This is a genomic window from Rhodococcus sp. SG20037 (assembly GCF_031763325.1).
GTDB lineage: Bacteria > Actinomycetota > Actinomycetes > Mycobacteriales > Mycobacteriaceae > Rhodococcus_F > Rhodococcus_F qingshengii.
The window spans coordinates 4295781-4319144 of sequence record NZ_CP134497.1 but is presented as its reverse complement, the minus strand read 5'-3'; the positions used below and the strand labels follow the sequence as shown (position 1 = coordinate 4319144).

General features: G+C 59.7%; 14 protein-coding genes, 3 rRNA genes and 1 riboswitch. Of the genes, 11 read left to right on the top strand and 6 right to left on the bottom strand.

Annotated elements, in window-relative coordinates; translation table 11 throughout:
- The first annotated feature begins 144 nt into the window (after positions 1-144).
- Together RHP72_RS19635 and RHP72_RS19630 are read left to right on the top strand one after the other, a co-directional pair.
- Positions 145-876 carry a GNAT family N-acetyltransferase gene (locus tag RHP72_RS19635; protein WP_003945124.1) on the top strand — a complete coding sequence of 244 codons (732 nt, stop codon included), beginning with the start codon at positions 145-147 and terminating at the stop codon, positions 874-876.
- A 53-nt stretch (positions 877-929) separates the two neighbouring features.
- A complete protein-coding gene (locus RHP72_RS19630; protein WP_003945115.1) occupies positions 930-1904 on the top strand; it encodes a sigma-70 family RNA polymerase sigma factor in 975 nt (324 codons plus the stop codon).
- Between the two features lie 92 nt (positions 1905-1996).
- On the opposite strand, the gene RHP72_RS19625 is transcribed toward RHP72_RS19630, so the two are convergent.
- A complete protein-coding gene (locus RHP72_RS19625) occupies positions 1997-2407 on the bottom strand; it encodes a VOC family protein (protein WP_042923411.1) in 411 nt (136 codons plus the stop codon).
- A 638-nt stretch (positions 2408-3045) separates the two neighbouring features.
- Here RHP72_RS19625 and RHP72_RS19620 point away from each other — a divergent pair.
- From RHP72_RS19620 to RHP72_RS19605, 4 genes are all read left to right on the top strand, one after another.
- A 16S ribosomal RNA gene (locus RHP72_RS19620) occupies positions 3046-4563 on the top strand.
- A gap of 327 nt (positions 4564-4890) precedes the next feature.
- Positions 4891-8023: ribosomal RNA gene (locus RHP72_RS19615) — 23S ribosomal RNA — on the top strand.
- Between the two features lie 153 nt (positions 8024-8176).
- Positions 8177-8293, top strand: a 5S ribosomal RNA gene (gene rrf / locus RHP72_RS19610).
- The 16S, 23S and 5S rRNA genes sit together here, the layout of an rRNA operon.
- 416 nt (positions 8294-8709) lie before the next feature.
- Entirely contained in the window at positions 8710-9999 is a 1290-nt protein-coding gene (locus RHP72_RS19605; RefSeq protein ID WP_223304601.1) for a plasmid pRiA4b ORF-3 family protein, read from the top strand.
- A gap of 81 nt (positions 10000-10080) precedes the next feature.
- Here RHP72_RS19605 and RHP72_RS19600 read toward each other — a convergent pair whose 3' ends face one another.
- Together RHP72_RS19600 and RHP72_RS19595 are read right to left on the bottom strand one after the other, a co-directional pair.
- On the bottom strand, positions 10081-10656 hold the full coding sequence (locus RHP72_RS19600; protein ID WP_003940660.1) for a TerD family protein: 576 nt from the start codon (positions 10654-10656) through the stop codon (positions 10081-10083).
- A 113-nt stretch (positions 10657-10769) separates the two neighbouring features.
- Positions 10770-13952, bottom strand: coding sequence for a DEAD/DEAH box helicase (locus RHP72_RS19595; protein WP_311093721.1), 3183 nt, complete (start codon positions 13950-13952; stop codon positions 10770-10772).
- A gap of 112 nt (positions 13953-14064) precedes the next feature.
- On the opposite strand from RHP72_RS19595, the gene RHP72_RS19590 reads away from it, so the two are divergent.
- Positions 14065-15192, top strand: coding sequence for an alpha/beta hydrolase family protein (locus RHP72_RS19590; RefSeq protein ID WP_311093719.1), 1128 nt, complete (start codon positions 14065-14067; stop codon positions 15190-15192).
- Positions 15193-15244: 52 nt separating this feature from the next.
- Here the strand turns inward: RHP72_RS19590 and RHP72_RS19585 are convergent, their stop codons facing one another.
- Both RHP72_RS19585 and RHP72_RS19580 read right to left on the bottom strand, forming a co-directional pair.
- Positions 15245-15604 (bottom strand): excalibur calcium-binding domain-containing protein, encoded by a 360-nt coding sequence (locus RHP72_RS19585; RefSeq protein ID WP_003940648.1) that lies wholly within the window; start codon positions 15602-15604, stop codon positions 15245-15247.
- Positions 15605-15776: 172 nt separating this feature from the next.
- Positions 15777-17150, bottom strand: coding sequence for a dicarboxylate/amino acid:cation symporter (locus RHP72_RS19580; protein ID WP_003940669.1), 1374 nt, complete (start codon positions 17148-17150; stop codon positions 15777-15779).
- 339 nt (positions 17151-17489) lie between these two features.
- Between RHP72_RS19580 and RHP72_RS19575 the strand changes: the two genes are divergently transcribed.
- From RHP72_RS19575 to RHP72_RS19565, 3 genes are all read left to right on the top strand, one after another.
- Positions 17490-18395: a phosphodiesterase gene (locus RHP72_RS19575; RefSeq protein ID WP_083059554.1), complete on the top strand. Its 906-nt coding sequence runs from the start codon at positions 17490-17492 to the stop codon at positions 18393-18395.
- 78 nt (positions 18396-18473) lie between these two features.
- A riboswitch (SAM riboswitch) is annotated at positions 18474-18587 on the top strand.
- On the top strand, positions 18570-19916 hold the full coding sequence (locus RHP72_RS19570; protein ID WP_172403524.1) for an LLM class flavin-dependent oxidoreductase: 1347 nt from the start codon (positions 18570-18572) through the stop codon (positions 19914-19916). It overlaps the preceding riboswitch by 18 nt.
- A gap of 20 nt (positions 19917-19936) precedes the next feature.
- A complete protein-coding gene (locus tag RHP72_RS19565) occupies positions 19937-21304 on the top strand; it encodes an NtaA/DmoA family FMN-dependent monooxygenase (RefSeq protein WP_007729254.1) in 1368 nt (455 codons plus the stop codon).
- A gap of 51 nt (positions 21305-21355) precedes the next feature.
- Here the strand turns inward: RHP72_RS19565 and RHP72_RS19560 are convergent, their stop codons facing one another.
- Positions 21356-22849: a stealth family protein gene (locus RHP72_RS19560; RefSeq protein WP_020970156.1), complete on the bottom strand. Its 1494-nt coding sequence runs from the start codon at positions 22847-22849 to the stop codon at positions 21356-21358.
- Positions 22850-23129: 280 nt separating this feature from the next.
- Between RHP72_RS19560 and RHP72_RS19555 the strand changes: the two genes are divergently transcribed.
- Complete coding sequence (locus RHP72_RS19555; protein WP_007729258.1) at positions 23130-23363, top strand: hypothetical protein; 234 nt, start codon at positions 23130-23132, stop codon at positions 23361-23363.
- Position 23364 lies beyond the last annotated feature (1 nt).

Sequence of the window (23364 nt, the reverse complement as noted above, 5' to 3'; positions counted from 1 at the left end):
TGACGCCGGAAATACAGGTCGAGGTCAGAATCATCTTGATTCTATCTGGCGACTACGACAGCAAGTGTTCCTAGCGTTGTCATAGAGGTGGGCGGGGAGGTTCGTTCGCCTCCATCACAGGCAAATAGGGCAGGAAGAGGTTCGATGACCACGGAGGCGACCCTGGCGTCGTTTGTCGAGACAGTTGACACGGATGTCGACACCCATCCGCTGGACGATCCTGTGCGACAAGGACTTCGCGGACATCATGCGCAATTCGCTCGCTGGGCAGGGAGAGTTGCGCGATACGACCCGACGGTCGCGCCGTTTGTCGGTCATCCGCCCGAGTTGGACGCCGAGGACTGGGAGAACCTACTCACGCTCGTAGGTCCTGGCGGCACAGTAGGTTTGCGAGGATTTGATCACCGCCCGCCGGAAGGGTGGCGCGTTGTGGATCAGTTCGGCTCGGTGCAGATGGACGGATCCGCACTCGAAGTCTCCGTTGATCCGTCGGTCGAACTTCTCGGAACGGGCGACGTTCCCGAAATTCTGGCATTGATCGAGCGCACCAAGCCAGGACCGTTTCTTCCTCGTACCGTCGAGATGGGCAGTTACTACGGCATTCGCGTCGACGGAAGACTTGTTGCCATGGCGGGGGAGCGGTTGCACCCTCCGGGATGGACGGAAATCAGTGCGGTGTGCACTGACAGCGACTTTCGGGGGCGAGGCCTGGGTACGACGCTGATCCGTGCCGTCGCTGCCGGGATTCGCGAGCGCGGCGAGCTGCCATTTCTCCATGCAGTGCAATCGAATACGAATGCGATCAGACTCTACGAATCACTGGGGTTCGTTCTCCGGAAGAGATCCAGGTTGACTGCGGTGCAGGCGCCTGCCTGATCGAATTCTCGCCGACGCCTGTGTTTCGGGCGCTCGGCCACTAGTCTGAACAAATGACAGTCGATCAGGCGTTGGACAGTGATTTCCTCACTCTTGCCGATCCGTACCGCCGCGAGTTGCTGGCGCACTGCTATCGCATGATGGGGTCGATTCACGACGCCGAAGACCAGGTCCAGGAGACGTTCATCCGGGCTTGGCGCGGGTTCGACGGTTACAAGGGCCAGTCATCTCTCAGGACCTGGCTCTACCGCATCGCGACGAATACCTGCCTGACCGCGCTGGAGGGGAGATCGAGGCGTCCCCTCCCGACCGGCCTCGGCGCACCTAGTTCGGACCCGGCCGACGATTTGATCGAGCGCAACGAGATTGCCTGGTTGGAACCGATCGCCGATTCTGCGTTGGGCGACGTCAATGATCCGGCCGTCATGGTCGTCAATCGCGATTCGGTCAGGCTCGCGCTTGTTGCCGCTTTGCAGCACTTGTCCGCGCGCCAACGTGCGGTTCTGGTTCTACGTGACGTTCTCCAGTGGAAGGCGTCGGAAGTTGCGGAGGCGCTGGACACCACAACCACTGCGGTAAACAGCCTGCTGCAGCGGGCTCGCGCGCAGATCAATCACATCGGACCCACCGAGGACGATCTCGTGGAACCGACTACCGAGGCTGCCCGGAAGTTGCTTCGCGACTACGTGCACAGCTTCGAGAGCTACGACGTCGAGGCCATCGTCGAACTGTTCACGCGCGAAGCCATCTGGGAGATGCCTCCGTTCGAGGGTTGGTACCAGGGCCCCGAGGCAATCGGGCAACTCATCGGAACCAAATGCCCGGCCGACGGACCAGGAGCGATGCGCCTGCTTCCGACCGCTGCGAACGGACAGCCGGCGTTCGGCCTCTACATGCGCGAGCCCGATGGTGTTCACCGCGCTTTCCAGTTGCACGTTCTCGATGTCACCGAGTCCGGGATCTCGCACGTGACGTGTTTCTTCGATCTGAGTCTGTTCGCACGGTTCGGATTGCCTGCCGAGCTGTAGGGGCCCTGCCGAGTTGTAGGGGCAAGGAGTTGCGCGAGCCCCCCCAGTATGGAGGGACCCGCGCGACTGCTCGTTACTGCTGTTGCTGTGCGTTACTGCTGGGGAACAGTCGCAGCCGGGTCCATCCACATGACCTCCCAGACGTGATTGTCGAGGTCGCGGAATGCGCGTCCGTACATGAAGCCGTGATCCTGGGGCTCCATCCACTTGCTGCCGCCGGCAGCAATCGCCGCGTCGACGAAGGTGTCGACTTCCTCCCTGCTGTCGGCCGACACACACATCAGTGCTTCACGAGCTTTCGACGTGTCGCAGATGTCGTCGGCGATGAAGTCCCCGAAACGCGGTTCGTTCAGGAACATGACGGTGGCGGAATCGCTGACGATCATCGAGACAGTGTTCTCGTCACTGAACATGTCGTTGAACTCGAAGCCGAGGCCACTGAAGAATGCACGGGTAGCGACGACGTCCTTGACAGGCATGTTGACGAAGAGAAGACGAGACATTGGGTGCTCCTTGAACTCGGTTGACTGATTACTGAACGCTTCGGTTCCTGTTGGTTCCTGCTCATACAGACCGCAGTGGGCGCAGAAAGTCATCGCGAGAAGTAAAAATTCGAGAAAAGTATCGCCTGTTAACCGGCGTCAGTGCTCTGACCTGGCGATTTGGTGTTGTGTTGATCTTCGCGTAACTTTGTCCAGGTCAGAGCGACACGGACACCGACTCCCACCTGCGAGGGTGAGTGACACGAGGTTGTACGAAGTGCCTGGCGAACACAATCCAGTTTTTCTTCACGGGGTTCCGGTTTGCGCCGGTGACTTGGTTGGGATAGGCTGGAAAAGTTGCCCCGGAGCGGCGGCCATAGGGTCGTGGTGATGGTGTGTGCGTGTTCTTTGAGAACTCAACAGTGTGTCGATGAATGTCAGTGCCAAAATTTTTTTGGTACTTCACATCCGCGAATGATCAACCGCCTCTTGGGGTTTGGTTGGTTTGTGTGTGGTGTGAGTATTTTTCGTCGGTGATTGTTCATTCTTCCGTCTGAATGGTTGCCGACACATTTTTTGCTAGTTGAGTTTTTTTGCTAGTGATTTGACTCTTTTTGTCTATGACTGATTAGTGGGCTTGCCCGCGAAATCTAGAGTCTTCAACGGAGAGTTTGATCCTGGCTCAGGACGAACGCTGGCGGCGTGCTTAACACATGCAAGTCGAGCGGTAAGGCCTTTCGGGGTACACGAGCGGCGAACGGGTGAGTAACACGTGGGTGATCTGCCCTGCACTTCGGGATAAGCCTGGGAAACTGGGTCTAATACCGGATATGACCTCCTATCGCATGGTGGGTGGTGGAAAGATTTATCGGTGCAGGATGGGCCCGCGGCCTATCAGCTTGTTGGTGGGGTAATGGCCTACCAAGGCGACGACGGGTAGCCGACCTGAGAGGGTGACCGGCCACACTGGGACTGAGACACGGCCCAGACTCCTACGGGAGGCAGCAGTGGGGAATATTGCACAATGGGCGAAAGCCTGATGCAGCGACGCCGCGTGAGGGATGACGGCCTTCGGGTTGTAAACCTCTTTCAGCAGGGACGAAGCGCAAGTGACGGTACCTGCAGAAGAAGCACCGGCTAACTACGTGCCAGCAGCCGCGGTAATACGTAGGGTGCAAGCGTTGTCCGGAATTACTGGGCGTAAAGAGTTCGTAGGCGGTTTGTCGCGTCGTTTGTGAAAACCAGCAGCTCAACTGCTGGCTTGCAGGCGATACGGGCAGACTTGAGTACTGCAGGGGAGACTGGAATTCCTGGTGTAGCGGTGAAATGCGCAGATATCAGGAGGAACACCGGTGGCGAAGGCGGGTCTCTGGGCAGTAACTGACGCTGAGGAACGAAAGCGTGGGTAGCGAACAGGATTAGATACCCTGGTAGTCCACGCCGTAAACGGTGGGCGCTAGGTGTGGGTTCCTTCCACGGAATCCGTGCCGTAGCTAACGCATTAAGCGCCCCGCCTGGGGAGTACGGCCGCAAGGCTAAAACTCAAAGGAATTGACGGGGGCCCGCACAAGCGGCGGAGCATGTGGATTAATTCGATGCAACGCGAAGAACCTTACCTGGGTTTGACATATACCGGAAAGCTGCAGAGATGTGGCCCCCCTTGTGGTCGGTATACAGGTGGTGCATGGCTGTCGTCAGCTCGTGTCGTGAGATGTTGGGTTAAGTCCCGCAACGAGCGCAACCCCTATCTTATGTTGCCAGCACGTTATGGTGGGGACTCGTAAGAGACTGCCGGGGTCAACTCGGAGGAAGGTGGGGACGACGTCAAGTCATCATGCCCCTTATGTCCAGGGCTTCACACATGCTACAATGGCCAGTACAGAGGGCTGCGAGACCGTGAGGTGGAGCGAATCCCTTAAAGCTGGTCTCAGTTCGGATCGGGGTCTGCAACTCGACCCCGTGAAGTCGGAGTCGCTAGTAATCGCAGATCAGCAACGCTGCGGTGAATACGTTCCCGGGCCTTGTACACACCGCCCGTCACGTCATGAAAGTCGGTAACACCCGAAGCCGGTGGCTTAACCCCTTGTGGGAGGGAGCCGTCGAAGGTGGGATCGGCGATTGGGACGAAGTCGTAACAAGGTAGCCGTACCGGAAGGTGCGGCTGGATCACCTCCTTTCTAAGGAGCATTCTCCAATCCAATATCCACACAGGTGGATGGTTGGTTGGCAGAGCCTGTTTCGGACCCACTTGTGGTCCGGCAGGAGCTCATGGGTGGACGCTGACAAACTTCCTCGCATCACGGCAGATCACATGATCTGCCGGCGAGTGCAATATATCGACATACTGTTGGGTCCTGAGAGAACACGCGAGTGTTTCCTCTCTAGGAAGTAACGACAATGTTCAGGCGCGGTCATACCGCAAGAATTTTTTCTTGTTGGTGTCTGCTTGGAGCCTGAGTGTTGTGTGTTGTTTGAGAACTGCACAGTGGACGCGAGCATCTTTGTTGTAAGTAATGAAGAGCGTACGGTGGATGCCTTGGCACCAGGAGCCGATGAAGGACGTAGGAGGCTGCGATAAGCCTCGGGGAGCTGTCAACCGAGCTGTGATCCGAGGATGTCCGAATGGGGAAACCCAGCACGAGTGATGTCGTGTTACCCGCGCCTGAATATATAGGGCGTGTGGAGGGAACGTGGGGAAGTGAAACATCTCAGTACCCACAGGAAGAGAAAACAACCGTGATTCCGTGAGTAGTGGCGAGCGAAAGCGGAAGAGGCTAAACCATGGGTGTGTGATAGCCGGCAGGTGTTGCATTCGTGGGGTTGTGGGGTTCATTTTGTCAATACTGCCGTGTTGGCCAACAGTAAGAAATCACAGGGTTAGTGGAAGTGGTCTGGAACGGCCTGTCGTAGAGGGTGAGAATCCCGTACACGAAAACTTTGTGACTGTTGTAATGGAAACCCAAGTAGCACCGGGCCCGTGAAATCTGGTGTGAATCTGTCGGGACCACCCGATAAGCCTGAATACTCCCTGGTGACCGATAGCGGACTAGTACCGTGAGGGAAAGGTGAAAAGTACCCCGGGAGGGGAGTGAAATAGTACCTGAAACCGTGCGCTTACAATCCGTCAGAGCCTTCGAGCAGTTTACTGCTGGGGGTGATGGCGTGCCTTTTGAAGAATGAGCCTGCGAGTTAGTGGCATGTCGCGAGGTTAACCCGTGTGGGGTAGCCGTAGCGAAAGCGAGTCCGAATAGGGCGATCGTAGTGGCATGCTCTAGACCCGAAGCGGAGTGATCTACCCATGGCCAGGTTGAAGCGACGGTAAGACGTCGTGGAGGACCGAACCCACTTAGGTTGAAAACTGAGGGGATGAGTTGTGGGTAGGGGTGAAAGGCCAATCAAACTCCGTGATAGCTGGTTCTCCCCGAAATGCATTTAGGTGCAGCGTCGCGTGTTTCTCACCGGAGGTAGAGCTACTGGATGGTCTAGGGGGCCCACAAGCTTACCGAAATCAGCCAAACTCCGAATGCCGGTGAGTGAGAGCGCGGCAGTGAGACTGCGGGCGATAAGGTTCGTAGTCGAGAGGGAAACAGCCCAGATCGCCAGCTAAGGTCCCTAAGCGTGTACTAAGTGGAAAAGGATGTGGGGTCGCGAAGACAACCAGGAGGTTGGCTTAGAAGCAGCCACCCTTGAAAGAGTGCGTAATAGCTCACTGGTCAAGTGATCCTGCGCCGACAATGTAGCGGGGCTCAAGTACACCACCGAAGCTGCGGCATTCACGCAATAGCCCCCAGTTGATCCAAGGATTTTCTGGCAGGTGTGTGGATGGGTAGGGGAGCGTCGTGTGGCCATGGAAGCGGCAGGGTGACCTAGCCGTGGAGGCCACACGAGTGAGAATGCAGGCATGAGTAGCGAAAGACGAGTGAGAAACTCGTCCGCCGAATGACCAAGGGTTCCTGGGCCAGGTTAATCCGCCCAGGGTGAGTCGGGACCTAAGACGAGGCCGACAGGCGTAGCCGATGGACAACGGGTTGATATTCCCGTACCCGTGTGAACGCGCCCATGGTGAATCAGTGATACTAACCATCCTGAAGCCACGAGAAGACCTTCGGGTCTCGAGTTGGTGGATGCATGGGACCTGATCTGGTAGTAGCCAAGCGATGGGGTGACGCAGGAAGGTAGCTGAGCCAGTCAGTGGTAATACTGGTGTAAGCGTGTAGGGCGTGACCTAGGCAAATCCGGGTCGCACATAGCCTGAGACGTGATGCGTAGCCGATTGAGGCGAATTCAGTGATCCTATGCTGCCGAGAAAAGCCTCTAGCGAGCTTTCACACGGCCCGTACCCCAAACCGACACAGGTGGTCAGGTAGAGAATACTAAGGCGATCGAGATAACTATGGTTAAGGAACTCGGCAAAATGCCCCCGTAACTTCGGGAGAAGGGGGGCCCTGTCTGGTGACGACATTTACTGTCTGAGCTGGGTGGGGCCGCAGAGACCAGTGAGAAGCGACTGTTTACTAAAAACACAGGTCCGTGCGAAGTCGTAAGACGATGTATACGGACTGACGCCTGCCCGGTGCTGGAAGGTTAAGAGGACCGGTTAGTTCTTCGGAGCGAAGCTGAGAATTTAAGCCCCAGTAAACGGCGGTGGTAACTATAACCATCCTAAGGTAGCGAAATTCCTTGTCGGGTAAGTTCCGACCTGCACGAATGGCGTAACGACTTCTCAGCTGTCTCAACCGTAGACTCGGCGAAATTGCATTACGAGTAAAGATGCTCGTTACGCGCGGCAGGACGAAAAGACCCCGGGACCTTCACTACAGCTTGGTATTGGTGTTCGGTTCGGTTTGTGTAGGATAGGTGGGAGACTGTGAAGCGGTGACGCCAGTTATCGTGGAGTCGTTGTTGAAATACCACTCTGATCGAATTGGACCTCTAACCTCGGACCATGATCTGGTTCAGGGACAGTGCCTGGTGGGTAGTTTAACTGGGGCGGTTGCCTCCCAAAATGTAACGGAGGCGCCCAAAGGTTCCCTCAGCCTGGTTGGCAATCAGGTGTCGAGTGCAAGTGCACAAGGGAGCTTGACTGTGAGACTGACAGGTCGAGCAGGGACGAAAGTCGGGACTAGTGATCCGGCACCGGCAAGTGGAAGCGGTGTCGCTCAACGGATAAAAGGTACCCCGGGGATAACAGGCTGATCTTCCCCAAGAGTCCATATCGACGGGATGGTTTGGCACCTCGATGTCGGCTCGTCGCATCCTGGGGCTGGAGTAGGTCCCAAGGGTTGGGCTGTTCGCCCATTAAAGCGGCACGCGAGCTGGGTTTAGAACGTCGTGAGACAGTTCGGTCTCTATCCGCCGCGCGCGTTAGAAACTTGAGGAAGGCTGTCCCTAGTACGAGAGGACCGGGACGGACGAACCTCTGGTGTGCCAGTTGTTCCGCCAGGAGCACCGCTGGTTAGCTACGTTCGGAAGGGATAACCGCTGAAAGCATCTAAGCGGGAAGCCTGTTCCAAGATGAGGTTTCTCACCCCCTCGAGGGGGTAAGGCCCCCGGCAGACCACCGGGTTGATAGGCCAGAACTGGAAGTGCAGTAATGCATGCAGGTGACTGGTACTAATAGGCCGAGGACTTACCACAAAGAAGCTACGCGTCCACTGTGCGGTATCTGAAACAACACACAGATACTGATGAGAAACCCTGTTTTCTCCATCCCCCAACACCAGAAACTGGTGTTGACGGGTGGTGAAACCAGGTGATCAGAAGAAGGTTACTGTGACAGTTTCATAGAGTTACGGCGGTCATAGCGAAGGGGAAACGCCCGGTCCCATTCCGAACCCGGAAGCTAAGCCCTTCAGCGCCGATGGTACTGCACTCGACAGGGTGTGGGAGAGTAGGACACCGCCGAACACACATTAGAGAAGCCCCCCAACCAGTACTGGTTGGGGGGCTTTCTCGTACCCAAAACACCCCGAAACATCCCGTCGCCGGCACCCCCGGATCGAGTGAACGGCACTTTCGTCGCCTCAGATCGACCGAACGTGCCGTTCACCATCAGGGCAGGAATTGGGCCAGGAAGATGCCGTCGCCGACGCACGTAGCGACTTGTTAGCCAAGGTATAGGTTGTGAACCGTCTCATAAGTCCGAAGTACTCTCCGATTTTGTGCCTTCGTCCCTAGCACTTTGGCCTAGGCTGAGTCTCATGGTGGGGTTGAGCAGCTCGAGGGTGTCGCATTTGCGACTCGTTCCGACGGAACCTGAAGAACTGCAAAGGTTTGTACAAGAAGCTGGCGGAGGGCGTGGGGGCATTCAGATTGCGCGATCGTTGCGTTCGAAGAGGCGCGCGGTACCGGCGCAATACGCGATACGTATCAGTGTCGACAATGTTTCCACTCAGATCTGGCGACGAATCCTCGTCGCGTCGGATCTGAATCTGGATGACCTGCATTCGGTGGTTCAACGGGCAATGGGGTGGAGTGACCGTCAATCGCACGCGTGGTCCAAGTCCGGCAGCCGATTTCCCGGCGAGGTCGAAGAGTACGTAGCTTCCGGGAGCAACGCCGAGCAGCGTCGGGCCGGCCGAGCGGCGATCGTAGAGTCCGCGGTACGCCTGGACGAGGTCATGGTCTCGCCTGGCGATGAAATCAGTTATCGCTATGGACGCTTCGGGAACTGGCGCCACACGCTGACACTTGAATCTTCCGAAGTACTGCCCGACGGGTTCCAAGTTGTGTGTGCCGCGGGTCGCGGTGCTTGTCCGCCGGAGGAATGCGTCGGACCTGACGAGTACGAGCAACTCCTCGGTGTTCTCGCTTCGGAGAAGCTGCGCTCCCATGAATGGACCCTCGAATGGCCACAAACTGATTTCGAGCCGACACGATTCGAGATCGCTGAGGTCAATAATCGACTGCATAGTCCTAGACCGGACGAGATCGCTGCGTCGTACGACATTGCGAAGCTCGTCGAATGCCTGGGACCCTCGCGAGTCCCGGAACTGCATGCGGTCCTCGCCCGAGCAGGCATTGACGATCAGTCGGCAATCGGGGAGTTGGTCCACGTCGAGGCGGGCCAACGCATTCAAGCGGTTCTGGCTCTGATCGGTGTCGAAGGGATCGGTGCCGATGATTTCTTCACGACGGTCGACGCGATGCTCGACGAACCTGAACTGGGACCTGTAAACCTTCCCCAAGGGCGATCACTCTTCGCAGTGCTCAAGAAGTTCGGCCTGGTGCGAAAGCACAAAGGGCAGATTGTTCTGACGAAGCGGGGACAGTCGGCAGAGCGGGACGCGTCAATGACGTGGTCGGTGATCGTCGAGGGAGTTCCGGTTGCGCCCGGCGGCTCGCAGAGAGCGGTGGAACTCCTCGTCCTCCTTGCCGTAGCCGCCGGCATGTCGCCGGCGGATCGTCATCGTTTCGTCGCGGGAGCGCTGGAGTCGATTCGGTCGTCGAGCATCCTGATGGCTGGAGCTCAGACTTCCAGACGTGACACGTCCGGGAGCACCGTAGAGGTGCTCGGATTGATCGGCGCTACGGGGTACGAGTTGGGGAAGTTCGGCAGCAAAGCGGACTCGCCCTGGGCTGTTCACCTCGCGAGGGCGATCCTGCGGCGTTAACTCGCGCGTCGACGCAGACAACCGAAACGGGGTTCGATCCGGCAATGCCGAATCGAACCCCGTTTAGTTTACCGATAGAGATCAGATGTTCACGCCGTAGTCGCGGGCGATTCCGGCTAGTCCCGATGCGTATCCCTGTCCGACTGCACGGAACTTCCATTCGCCATTGTGGCGGTAGAGCTCACCGAAAAGCATGGCTGTCTCGGTGGATGCATCTTCGGAGAGGTCGTAGCGTGCCAGTTCGGAGCCGTTCGACAGATCTACGACGCGGATGTAGGCGTTGGTGACCTGTCCGAAGGACTGGAGTCGCGCATCGGCGTCGTGAATCGAGACGGGGAAGAAGATGTTGGTGACGTTGGGCGGTACAGCCGGGAGGTCGACGTTGATGACCTCGTCGTCGCCGTCACCTTCACCGGTGAGGTTGTCGCCGGTGTGCTCGATGGATCCGTCGGGCGAGCGAAGGTTGTTGTAGAAGACGAAGTGAAGGTCGGAAAGGACCTTGCGTTCCGGGCCGGTGACCAACGCGCTGGCGTCGAGGTCGAAGTCGGCACCACTGGTGCTGCGTGCATCCCAGCCGAGACCGACTGCGACCTTGGTCAGATTGGGTGCGGCCTTCGACAGAGATACGTTGCCGCCCTTGGCAAGTGTGACGCCCATTCAGGTTCCTCTCGTTCGAACGAAGTGGATTTCTTCGTTCGGGAGTTCTGTGTTGTCCGTTCGCGACTCACATTACCGTGAGCGGGTAGGTGCGGTTCGACCGAATAGGCACCTCACTCGAACAGCGCGCGAAGATCCTCGGCGTCGAGTCCGGTGCCCAGTGTGCCTTCGGCGTCCATGACATTCGAGAACAATGCCGACTTCTTGGCTTTGAGCGCCATGACCTTCTCTTCGATGGTGTCTTTGGCAATGAGGCGGTAGACCATGACGTTTCGTGTCTGCCCGATGCGGTGAGTACGGTCGACCGCTTGTGCCTCGGCGGCCGGGTTCCACCAGGGGTCGAGAATGAAGCAGTAGTCGGCCTCGGTGAGATTGAGGCCGAAGCCACCAGCCTTGAGGCTGATCAGGAAGACGGGGACTGCACCAGACTTGAACTCCTCCAACACTTCACCGCGATTGCGCGTCGAACCGTCGAGATAGCTGTACGGAATTCTTTCCTCGTCGAGTCGGTTGCGGACAGAACCGAGGAACCCGGTGAATTGGCTGAAGATCAACGCACGGTGTCCGCCGGCAATGACGTCGTCCAATTGCTCGACGAGAGCGTCGACCTTGGCCGATGGGACGGGTCCGCTTTCCTCGTCGACCAGCGAGACGTCGAGACTGAGTTGGCGTAGCAGCGTCAGCGATTGCAGGATCGTGAATCGGTTCTTGTCGACGTCGTCGAGCAGTCCGAGAATCTTCTGCCGTTCGCGTTGCAGGTGGGTGTCGTATATCGCGTGATGGCTCGGATGCAACTCGATCTCGAGTACCTGCTCCTGCTTGGGCGGCAAGTCTGCAGCCACCTGTTCCTTGGTGCGCCGCACCATCAGCGGTTTGACGCGTCGTCGCAGTTGCGCCAATCGTTCTGCATTACCGTCTTTTTCGATGGGAGTGCGGTAGACGTCGGTGAAGGTCGTGGGGCTGGGAAACAGTCCTGGTGCAGTGATTGCGAGGAGCGACCACAACTCCATGAGATTGTTTTCCATGGGTGTACCGGTGATCGCGAGTTTGAACGGTGCGTTCACCGCCCTCGCGCACTGGTGGACCTTGGACTTGTGGTTCTTGGCGAATTGGGCTTCGTCGAGCACCAGTCCGGACCAGCGGCCGGCGGAATACGCATCGGTGTCGAGGCGAAAGAGAGCGTACGACGTCACGACGATATCCGCCCCGTCGACGAGTGTTGCCAGGTCGGTTCTTCTGCGCCGCAGAGTATCCGTGATGACAGCGGTGTGGAGGGTCGGTGCGAACTTCGCCACTTCGGACTTCCAGTTGGAGACCACGCTGGTGGGAGCGACGATCAGAAAGGGAGGCGCGGCTGGATTCGATTGCCTTGCAGCGCAGATCATTGCGAGGGTCTGCAGTGTCTTGCCCAGGCCCATGTCGTCGGCGAGTATGCCGCCCAGGCTGTGCTGGCGCAAGAAATTGAGCCAACGGAATCCGTCGACCTGATAGGGACGTAGCGTTGCCGTCAACGTGTCCGGGACTTCGACCGGATCGATGCCCGAACTGCCGAGCAATCCTGCGATCTGCTTCTTCCATGCTGCTGCTTGATGTTCGACTCTTCCGAGCGCCGTCAATTCTTCCCACAGTCCGGCCTGAAATTTGCTGATCCCGAGTTTGCCGGTAGGCCGATCGAGTAGCGACCGCGCTTCGGTGATGAGACGGTGCAGGCCGAGTAGTTCAGGTGCGTCGAGCCGAAAGAAGGCGCCGTCCGGTAGCAGTATGTGAGTCTCGCCCTTGCTCAGAGCAGAGAACAGTGTTGTGAACGGAACGCTTTGTCCCGCAACATCGACGGTGACATCGAGGTCGAACCAGTCGGATCCGCTGTCCCCGTCGGGGGCTGATGTGCTGAGGCCGATCACGACAGCGTCGTCTGCAGGCCGGTAGTCGGCAGGGGTTCCTGCAACCTTGAGGTCGATGGCGTCGTGCGCTTCGAGTTGGGGCAGGAGGTCGAGTGTGAACTGCATGGAATCGAGGCCGGTCAAAGTTCCCGCGAGAGTGGCCTTCGCCGCGGCCGCACCGAGGCTCTTGGCAATGGCATCTTCGGCAACGTGGTTGCGGATCTCGGACTCGTCGGTGGTTGTGTCTGCGGTAGAAATGATCAGTTCGTCGGCATCGACGGTGTACTTCCATGCCGATTCGATGTCGATGCGGTGGTTGTCCGCGTAAGTGGCCATCAGTTGTAGCCGAGGACCGGACACAGTCGGTGGGTTGTAAGCACCGTCGGAAGATATGACGGGAGCGAGGTTTCCGAGTTTGAACACGAACCGCGACGTGAATGCATCCCGATGCTCGGCGGGTATGTCGACCGATTTTCCGGAGTCGATCAACTGCCTCAATTGGTGAGTTATCGGCGTGTGCAGTGGTGCGAGAGTGATCGCGTTGGCGGCGTCGAGCGCGAAGACGCCATGTGCCGGCGTGCCGACCAGTCCCCAGTCGGAATGAGTCACGATGTGCCCATCGGTCTGAATTCGGGGAGTGAGACGGAGGTTGTTGTCTTCCGCTCCGTGGACGTCGAGGCAGATGTTGGCGTCGTAGAGTAGGGAGATGTTGCCGAGGCCGGCTTTCGAGTGAACGAGTGAAACGCCGACGCTGATGGCCTCACGAAGAAGCGACCAGAGTTGCGGGCTCGCGAACCCGGCAAGATCGATTTCCGCGGCATTTTGATTTCGGTAGTAGTTGCCGGCGCTGTGGAGGAGATGTATGTCGCGTAGAACCCGGAGGTGATCTGCGGGGAACTGAAAAGTGCTTCCGAGTTTGTTCCAGGCGAGCCCGCCGGAGATCCACCCTCTCGCTCCTGGTTGTACGGGTTTGATGATGAGCCTTGTCGATGCGCCCTTGGTTCGGGTGGTGAATTGAATGCCAAGTCCACGTGTAGTGCGGCCGGCCAGGTCTGGTCGGAGCAACTCCTCGAGCGAGCTGTCCCATCCGAGGTGTTGTGGAGTCTTGTTCGCCTCGGCAACCGCTGCGAGCACCAACGCGACTACGTGCTTGCAGTTCATCCGCACGGGACACGTGCAGAGGCCACGCGTGAACGTTGCTGTACCGGCCGCGCCGCGACTTACCGAAATCGTGCAGGTGTACGGCTCTCGCGCAGTTCCCGATACAGCGCCGGTCAAGATGTCAGCGGTGTCGTTCCATCCGATGGATTCGACTGCATTCTCCCGCAGGTAGACAAGTCCGCGGTCGTAGGTGGTTGTGCCCACGACAGCGCGAATTCGGTCGAGGTCGAGGGCCCTGACTGAATCCGGTTGCACGGGGGCCAGCCTAGTAGCGGCGACCGACAGATCTTGTCGTGGTCGTTTGTCCAAGAAAGTCCGAACTGCACGGTATGTTCACGGAAACATCTTTGACTGGTTTGGGAGTTTCATGAGGACTGAGCGGCGTGCGTGGATTCGATCTGCGCGCACAGGTGCGGTGTGTTTGGCCGTCTGTGCACTTTCTTTGCAATTGGGCGGACTGTCGACGGCAGCGCCGAGTTCCGGAAGCTCGGGTAGTTCGGGAAGCTCGGGAAGTCTGGGCAGCGTCGAGGGAAGCGTGAGCTCGGGGTCGACGATCCCGGGACCACTTCAGGAGGATCCGGGCCCCAAACCGGACCTGCGCGACGACATCGTCGTCCCGGCCATCGTCGGCGAGAAGGTGACCGCACCACAGGCGGTCAGGCTGACGGTGGCGTCGCCTGCACTTCGACGCGAGGTCGGCGTCGAGATTTTGCTACCCGCTGACAATTCGGTTCCGCGCCCAGCGCTGTACATGCTCGAGGGTGTCGACGCCGGAGAGAAAAGCAGCGGATGGATGACGATCGGCGGCGCCCCGGCGTTCTTCGCCGACAAGAACGTCAACGTCGTGATGCTCAATGGCGGAATCGCGAGCCTGTACTCGGACTGGGAGAATCCGGATCCGCGGCTGGGACTGCACAAGTGGGAAACCTTCATCACCGAGGAGTTGCCACCGCTGATCGACGCGCGACTCGAGACCAACGGAATCAACGCGATTGCCGGCAATTCCATGGGCGCGATGGGTGCAATGATGCTCGCCCAACGCTTTCCGGACATGTATCGCGGCGTTGCCGTGTTCAGCGGTTGTTATTCCACGATGGATCCGCTCGGCCGAACTGCCATCCAGGCCACGATTTCTTCTCGAAGCGGAGATCCGGCCAACATCTGGGGTGTGCCAGGGGGCCCGGAGTGGGAGGCACACGATTCGTTGATCAACGCAGAGAAGTTGCGTGGCAAGGAAATCTACGTGTCGACGGCAAACGGTCGTCCCGGATCTGACGAGACGCTGCAGACTCCTGAACTGCTCGAGCGTCTGGTGATCGGCGGCGGCATCGAGGTTGCCGCCCACGCCTGCACGACGATGTTCGACGCGCGGTTGCAGGAGCTGAAGATTCCGGCGCAGGTGGATTACGAGCCGAACGGCACGCACGCGTGGGCGTATTGGCGTGAACGACTGCCGAAGGCGTGGCCGACTCTGTCCCGGGCATTGGGCGTCTGACGGTTCGACAACAGTGCTCGGGTTGTGGATGCACCACAACCCGAGCGTTGGATCACTCGCAGGCGATGCCGTCGTTGTCGCGGTCGAGATGCGGGGCGTATCCGTTCTGGCCCCGGTACAACGGAGCTGCGCCGGCATTACGAACGGCTGTGCAGTTCTGGTAGTACCGCGCTGGTGCGGGAGTGTTCTGCGGCGCCGGCTGGTTCTGGGGCGCTTGCGGAGCGGGCGGCGCCGGCGGTGCGAAGACCGGGGGAAGGAACGGCTGGACTGCGTCGGCAGAGCCAGTCGGAATCATGCGTGCGATCTCGATCGGTAGGAAATCGAAAACCGTGGATGCCTGAGCGGCGGGTGCGGCAACCAGAGTGATTGCGGCGCAACCTGCGACGCTGAATGCCAGACGGCGGAGCTTCATGTGACCTCGTGTTCAACTGGGCAGCCCTTCCACTTCTGAGGGCTGTGCCGGCTGAGCATACTTGTCATAACGACCAAATGGTTTATTTCGGTAAGGGTGAAATCTGGGGTGAAAAGCAGCGTCCCCGCAACGTATTGCTCAGGTGCGGGGACGCTGCTGTTGTCATCGAGGGTTACGCGTCGACAAGTTCCTCGGCGAAGGGATCACCGTTGCGGGGAGCGTCGAAGCGCTCCTTGTCGAGGATTCCCTCACGCTTTGCGACGATGACCGGAACCAGAGCCTGGCCGGTGACGTTGACTGCGGTGCGGCCCATGTCGACGATCGGTTCGACTGCGAGGAGCAGTCCGACGCCGGCAAGGGGAAGACCCAGGGTGGAGAGCGTGAGTGTGAGCATGACTGTCGCACCGGTGGTTCCGGCCGTTGCTGCCGAGCCGATGACCGAAACGACGACGATCAACAGGTAGTCGGTGAAGGTCAACGGAACGTCGTAGAAGCCTGCGACGAAGATCGCCGCGATCGCGGGATAGATTGCGGCGCAACCGTCCATCTTCGTGGTGGCACCGAGCGGAACGGCGAACGAGGCGTACTCACGAGGAACACCGAGGTTGCGTTCGGTGACGCGTTCGGTCAGAGGCAGAGTGCCGATCGACGAGCGCGAGACGAAGCCGAGTTGAGTTGCAGGCCAGACACCGGAGAAGAAGCTTCGGACCGAGAGGCCGTGCGCGGCAATCAGGATGGGGTAGACCACGAAGAAGACGATGGCCAGACCGATGTAGATGGCCGCGGTGAATACGCCGAGCGAGCCGATTGCATCCCAGCCGTAGGTGGCGACAGCGTTGGCGATCAGTGCGGCCGTACCGATTGGGGCGAGGCGAATGATCCACCACAGGACCTTCTGGACGATCGCGAGCAGCGAAGCGTTGAACTCGAGGAACGGCGCAGCCTTGGGGCCGATCTTCAGTGCAGCAATGCCGATTGCGCCGGCGATGACGAGCAGCTGCAGGACGTTGAAGCTCAGCGATGTAGTCGCCACGCCTTCGGCGACGGAAGTCTTTGCACCCAACCCCAGGAAGTTGTTCGGAACCAGTCCGGTGATGAACGCCCACCACGAACCGGAACTCTTGGGTTCCTTCGCGGCTTCGGCGGCGACGTCGGTCCGTGAACCGGGATCGGTGATCAGGCCGACGATGATGCCGATGATCACAGCGATGAAAGCGGTGATCGCGAACCAGAGCAAGGTCTGTACGGCCAGGCGAGCTGCATTGGCGACCTGGCGCAGGTTGGCGATGGAGCTGACAATGGCGGTGAACACCAGCGGGATCACCGCAACGGTGAGCAGCTTGACGTAACTCGAACCGATGGTCTGCACGGTGCCGACCAACCAGTTGACGTTGCCGTCGGCCGCATCAGGCATTGCCCGGGCGACGAGACCGATGATGACGCCGAGTACGAGACCGGCGACGATCTGCGGTCCGAATGCCGTCGCCCAGGACGGAAAACGGGACGTGGACTTTTCCGGCACGCCGGTGGAGGTGGAGCTGGGCATGACTATGCCTTTCGAAAATCAAGGGAGCGAAACGCAGCGCGGCACCAGAGGCCGGGCAGATTCGAAGAAATGTTTCCTGGTACGCGTCAGGTCAGAGCGAGCGCGTACACATTGCGCTCGCCTGCAGGCGAAGGTCGACGTAACGCCGACTGGTCAGGAACAACACTGTCCACACACTACTCGCAGCTTCAACTACTCGATCCCGAGGGTCGCCGCGGGAGTTCGCTTCGTGTTCGTCGGGTGTGCCCCGATCAGTCACTGTTGGTCGGTTGACTAGTCTCGACGATCAGTAGGTGCCGCACCGGCGCCTACGCGTCGGCAAGCGGAAGCGAGAGACCGATGAGCGTTCGGAATGCCGAGTACCCGCGTCCGAAGCATTTCCTGGTGCACCTCAGTGACACGCATCTGGTGGCTCAGGGGGAGTTGTACGACGCCGTGGATGCGTCGACGAGATTGCGGGAAGTTCTCAGCGGGATCGTGGCCTCGGGCGCACGCCCGGATGCACTGATATTCACCGGCGACCTGACCGACCAGGGACACCCCGACGCATACGCGGAATTGAAAGCCATCGTGGAACCCGTGGCGGCCGAGATCGATGCGCAGGTCGTCTGGGCGATGGGCAACCACGACGACCGCCCTACGTTCAGATCTCTGCTGTTGGGCGAGGACGCCACCGATCATCCCGTCGACAACGTCTACGACCTTGACGGACTGCGGGTGATCACCCTGGATTCGTCGGTTCCCGGGCATCACTACGGTGAGATAACGGATGTCCAATTGGATTGGCTACGAGCAGAATTGGCGGTGCCGGCGCCCGACGGAACAATTCTGGCGCTGCATCATCCGCCTGTTCCGTGTATTCAGGATCTCGCGGTTCTGGTGGAGTTGCGCGATCAGTCCCGGTTGGCAGACGTCTTGCGTGGCAGCGACGTCCGGGCGATTCTTGCCGGGCACCTGCACTATTCGACGACGGCGACGTTCGCCGGCATTCCGGTTTCCGTGGCGTCGTCGACGTGTTACACCCAGGACTTGAACGTGGAAGTCGGTGGTCAGCGTGGTCGTGACGGGGCTCAGGGGTGCAATCTGGTGCACGTGTACGACGAGACAATTGTTCATTCGGTCGTTCCACTCGGCGCGCACGTGACGGTCGGTGAGCCCGTCGACGCGGCCGAGGGTGCCCGGAGGCTCAGCGCTGCCGGCATTCGAATCCTCGAGAGCGAAAAGGCGGCACGTTCGATCATCTGAGGTGGCAGGCGGTTTCCGACACCCACGCGCAGTTCTGGGTGATTGCCGGGCGGTCGCGTACTCACTACCGTCGAGGTAGGTGCAGAGCTCCAGCAACAAGGACCGGCTAGCTGGACGGCAACCCTTCATGCCGATGGGGTGCCCCGGAATCACACCTGGCGATACGCGCGGTGCGTGTCGCAAGCGGCAGTCGCCACGAGAACCGTCAGTCGGGTGCTGACGGTTTCTGCGGTCGGCACTGTGCGCTCCCGAGTAGTTCTCGAACAGGAGTATGCGCCGATGACCTCCACCCCCTCCTCTCATCTTGCTCCGTTGCATCTCGCCGTAGCGCTGGACGGTGCCGGTTGGCACCCTGCAGCCTGGCGAGAGCCGCACTCGCGCCCGAGTGAGCTGTTCAGCGCGTCGTATTGGACTGACGTGGTGACGACCGCCGAGCGTGGTCTGCTCGATTTCGTCACCATCGAGGACAGTCTCTCGGTTCCTGCGGACCCACTCGCGCCCGTCGACGACGCGGTTGACCGGGTGCGCGCTCGGCTCGACGCGCATCTCGTGGCCGCCCGACTGGCACCGATCACGAGCAACATCGGATTGATCCCGACCATCACCACCATTCACACCGAGCCGTTCCACGTGTCCAAAGCCGTTGCCACGCTGGATTACACCTCGCGCGGTCGCGCCGGGTGGCAGGTGAAGGTGTCGGCGTCGGAATCCGAGGCAGCACAGTTCGGGCGTCGCGACATCCCCGCGCTCACCGATGCCGACCGTCAGTCGATCGTTTCAGGCGTCCTCCCGGACTTCGTGCGCGACCTGTTCGACGAAGCTGCGGAGGCAGCTGACGTAATCCGGCGACTCTGGGACAGCTGGGAGGACGGCGCCGAGATCCGCGACGTGGAGCAGCGCCGGTTCATCGACCGAGACAAGTTGCACTACATCGACTTCGAGGGAAAGTACCTCTCGGTCCGTGGACCGTCGGTGACTCCGCGCCCGCCGCAGGGGCATCCCGTCGTCACCGCATTGGCACATCAGCGGGTCGCGTACGAGCTGGCGGCGCGGACGGCCGATCTGGTGTTCGTGACGCCGTTCGACGACGAGCAGGTCACGGCAATCCTGGGTGAAGTGCGAGCAGCCGAAGAACACGTGCAGCGCACCGGCGAACCGCTTCGGGTCTTCACCGACATCGTCGTATTCTTCGATGCTCCGGAAGAAACCGGAAAGGAACGGCTCGCTCGCCTCGACGCGCAGGCCGGCGCCGAATACCGTTCGGACGCGCTGACCTTCACCGGCACCGCGGCTGAGTTGGCAGATCTTCTGCTCCGGTGGCAGCAGTTGGGAATCGACGGCTTCCGGTTGCGGCCGGGCGTCGTCGTGGACGACCTCGACGCGATCGCAGGTGAGCTGGTACCTGAATTGCAGCGACGCAACGTATTCCGCACCGAGTATCCGCAGACGAATCTTCGCGGACTGCTTGGCCTACCCATCGACGTTCCCAACCGCTACGCCGCCGGTACTCCGGCCGCCTGACAGACGAGGAATACATTTTCATGAGTTCTCAGAAGCGTAAGCAGGTCATCCTGGGTGCCTACCTCGGCGGCGTCAACCATCACACTGCATGGTGGGATCCGCAGGCGGGCAGCCAGATCGAGTTCGATTCCTTCGAACACACCGCTCGAACCGCCGAGCGTGGGAAGTTCGACTTCTTCTTCCTCGCCGAAGGCCTTGCCCTTCGTGAGCGTGCGGGACAGATTTTCGATCAGGACATCATCGGTAGGCCGGACACCTTCACGGTCCTTGCATCGTTGGCGGCGGTAACCGAACACCTCGGATTGGCCGGCACTATCAATGCCACGTTCAACGAGCCGTATGAACTGGCCCGCCAATTCGCGACGCTCGATCAGTTGTCCGGAGGACGTGCCGCCTGGAACGTCGTCACCTCGTTCGACGCATTCACCGGCCAGAACTTTCGCCGCGGCGGATACCTTGACCGCGCGCAACGATACGAGCGTGCGGAGGAGACCGTAGCGCTGGTGCGTGAACTCTGGGATTCGTGGCGAAGCGACGACATCGTGGCCGACAAGGCATCAGGGCGCTTTCTCGCGCGACCGGATGCCGGTGAATTCGCTTTTCATGGATCGCATTTCGACGTGAACGGCCGATTCACAGTGCCGCGTAGCCCGCAAGGGCGCCCGGTTATTCTGCAGGCCGGGGTGTCGCCGCAGGGGCGCGATTTTGCTGCCGGCAATGCCGACGCGATCTTCTCACCGTACGGTCAGTTGCCCGAGGCGGCCGATTTCTATCGCGATATCAAAGCACGTGCCGTTGCGGCCGGACGTGACCCGGGTGACATCAAGATCCTGCCGTCGGCGAGTTTTGTTCTCGGCACCTCGGAGGCAGATGCGATCGAGAAGTACCGAGAGATTCGCGACCAGCAGGTCACCGGCCAGACCGCTTTGGTTCTGCTCGAACAGATCTGGAATCTCGATCTGTCGAAGTACGACCCCGAAGGACCACTACCCGATATCGCTCCGGATCCCGAGGCTCCGCCGATCATCCAGGGCCGCGCCTTCATTCACCAAGATCGTTTCGCGACCGTCGCAAAACTGCGCGCGGTAGCGGAGAGCAAGAAGTTGAATCTGCGCGAAGTGGTGATCGATCAGTTCGAGCGTGGACCGATCGTCGGTACACCGCAGCAGGTTGCCGAGAAAATAGATTCGTTTGTCAGCAACGACGGTTCGGATGGGTTCATCCTCGGGTCGCACCTTGTGCCGACCGGCCTCGACGAGTTCGTCGACGACGTGGTGCCGCTGCTGCAGGATCGAGGTGTTCTCCGCAGTGACTACGAAGGAACGACGTTGCGTGACAATCTCGGTCTGCCCATTCCGGTGCAACGGGAGCATGTGACAGCACGCTGATCGACCGAAGTGGCGAGGGCCCAGCCGAAATCGGCTGGGCCCTTGTTTCGTCTAGGCTTCCCAGGGCGCCGGGATGGGGTAGTAGCTCTCCAGGAACTCAGTGATCTTGCGTGTCCGAAGTTCCAGATCGATCTCCGGAGCGCTGCCGTCGTTGAGGCAGAAGAAGTCCATGGAGCGCTTGGCGAGCAGTGAGTCCATGTCGCGCAAACCGGCCTTGACCGTCGTGTCGACGTATTTGACGGCGGCGGACTTCTGCACCACCGACCGTCCACTCATGAGCGTGTAGTAGTGGTACAGCGAATTGGTCACCGAGATATTGGAACTCGCGCGGAAGGTGCTTGCTGCAGTGGCCGCGAAGTCTTCGGCGAACTCGCGTTCCATCTCGGCCATCACGCTCTTGCGTAGTGGCGTCGCTGCGTGCTCCAGATGTCTGGTGGTCATCAGACCGAAGCGGTCCTGCAGCAGACGGCGGTTGACGCGGGCCGCATTCTCGAACCCGCTGCGGTCGTTGTCGTTGTGTCCCAATCCGATTCTGGTGTCGGCCTCGATGAACATGCTGATCCCACCGGGGGAGAAGAACATGTCAGGGCCGACGGGGCGACCGAAGAACATGTCGTCATTGGAGTAGAGGAAATGCTCTGCCAGACCCGGAATATGGTGCAGCTGGCACTCGACAGCTTGAGAATTGTGGGTGGGCAACACACTTGGATCGGCGAAGAACTTTTCGCTGGGCATGAACGTGACTCGCGGATCGTCGGCAAGCCAGTCCGGACGATCGGAATCGGTTGCGACGAAGATCCGCCGGATCCACGGCGCGTACATGTGGATAGATCTAAGTGCGTATTTGAGCTCGTCGATCTGACGGAAGCGCGCCTCTGATTCGTCGCCCTCGCCGACGATGTAGTTCTGCATGCGCTTGGCGCGCTGAGCCTGAAACTCTTTGGAAGAACCGTCGACCCAGGAAAAGACAAGATCGATATCGAAGCTGATATCGGAGGCATGATCGGCGAACATGTTCTCGATGGTCGGCCAGATCCGGCCGAATCGCTCGACGGTTCCTCGGACAGCTTCTTCGGGGAGGACGGTTCGTCGTGTCAGTGAGTTCTCGACGGGTAGGACGATTTCTTCGTCGGAAATCGACCACAATTCGATCTGAACGCCGATGTTCGCGCCGTAGTTCATACCGCTTGCGACGTGAACCCTCGGACGGAACAAGCGGAAGATCCGTGACTTGTTGGTTTTCGACAGGGCACCGTCCGCGACAAGGAGCGCTGGACTCTTCTTCGCGTCGACGGTTTTGGAATAGAAGGGTGCGTTTGCGCATCCCTCGACAAGTGCCTGCCGCAGGTTCTTGCGTTCCGTCCAGCTGACCGCGATGACCGGGCGCTCGTCGTTTCCGCGGACGAGTAGATACTCGATTCCTGCGGCGTCGAGGATGTCGCGGATGAAGAGGAGATCTTCGACCATCGCTTCGAGCGGCGTGGTGGTCGTGATCGCGAGGGCAAAACGATTCTTGAATCGGACGGTCTCGGGTAGCTCGCCCATCCGTGCGCGTGACGCGGCCGACGCCGGCTCCACAGGATTGGGGCTGTCCTGCTCCGGAGGTACGAAGTAGATGTCGTGCGGAGCGGGAGATTCTGTAATGGGATGCCTTCCGATTCTGATCCAGCTGTGTATCTGTCGCCCCCGACGCTGCGAGAGCGTGGTGGCGACGAGCTCAGTCTATGCCGTCGGCGCCGAAAGTCGGACATGAGTGACGGCGATGGGTAGCGCGGGGCGAGTCGGGTACCCCGAGGACCGAAGCGAGAGTGAAGGAGGAGAACCGATGCGTGTGAAAGCGATGGTCGGAACAGGCGCGATGGCGGTTGCGCTGGCCGCCGGCCCAGTTGCGACAGCGTCTGCGGAGCGAACCGAGGCAGCGGGGTCGGAGGGTTCACCGGAGATGCTGACCTGCGAGGTTGTCTTCGATGCACTCGAAGACATGAGCCCGGAATGGACGGAAGAGGGGATCGATCAGGTCGAAGACTGGTGTGAGGCGATCACCGGCGAAGAAGACTGAG

Excerpts from the sequence above, each read along its gene's own strand:
- RHP72_RS19635 (WP_003945124.1), top strand. The coding sequence starts at position 145 with ATGACCACGGAGGCGACCCTGGCGTCGTTTGTCGAGACAGTTGACACG.
- RHP72_RS19630 (WP_003945115.1), top strand. The coding sequence starts at position 930 with ATGACAGTCGATCAGGCGTTGGACAGTGATTTCCTCACTCTTGCCGAT.
- RHP72_RS19625 (WP_042923411.1), bottom strand. The coding sequence starts at position 2,407 with ATGTCTCGTCTTCTCTTCGTCAACATGCCTGTCAAGGACGTCGTCGCT.
- RHP72_RS19600 (WP_003940660.1), bottom strand. The coding sequence starts at position 10,656 with ATGGGCGTCACACTTGCCAAGGGCGGCAACGTATCTCTGTCGAAGGCC.
- RHP72_RS19590 (WP_311093719.1), top strand. The coding sequence starts at position 14,065 with ATGAGGACTGAGCGGCGTGCGTGGATTCGATCTGCGCGCACAGGTGCG.
- RHP72_RS19585 (WP_003940648.1), bottom strand. The coding sequence starts at position 15,604 with ATGAAGCTCCGCCGTCTGGCATTCAGCGTCGCAGGTTGCGCCGCAATC.
- RHP72_RS19580 (WP_003940669.1), bottom strand. The coding sequence starts at position 17,150 with ATGCCCAGCTCCACCTCCACCGGCGTGCCGGAAAAGTCCACGTCCCGT.
- RHP72_RS19575 (WP_083059554.1), top strand. The coding sequence starts at position 17,490 with ATGAGCGTTCGGAATGCCGAGTACCCGCGTCCGAAGCATTTCCTGGTG.
- RHP72_RS19565 (WP_007729254.1), top strand. The coding sequence starts at position 19,937 with ATGAGTTCTCAGAAGCGTAAGCAGGTCATCCTGGGTGCCTACCTCGGC.
- RHP72_RS19560 (WP_020970156.1), bottom strand. The coding sequence starts at position 22,849 with ATGGGCGAGCTACCCGAGACCGTCCGATTCAAGAATCGTTTTGCCCTC.
- RHP72_RS19555 (WP_007729258.1), top strand. The coding sequence starts at position 23,130 with ATGCGTGTGAAAGCGATGGTCGGAACAGGCGCGATGGCGGTTGCGCTG.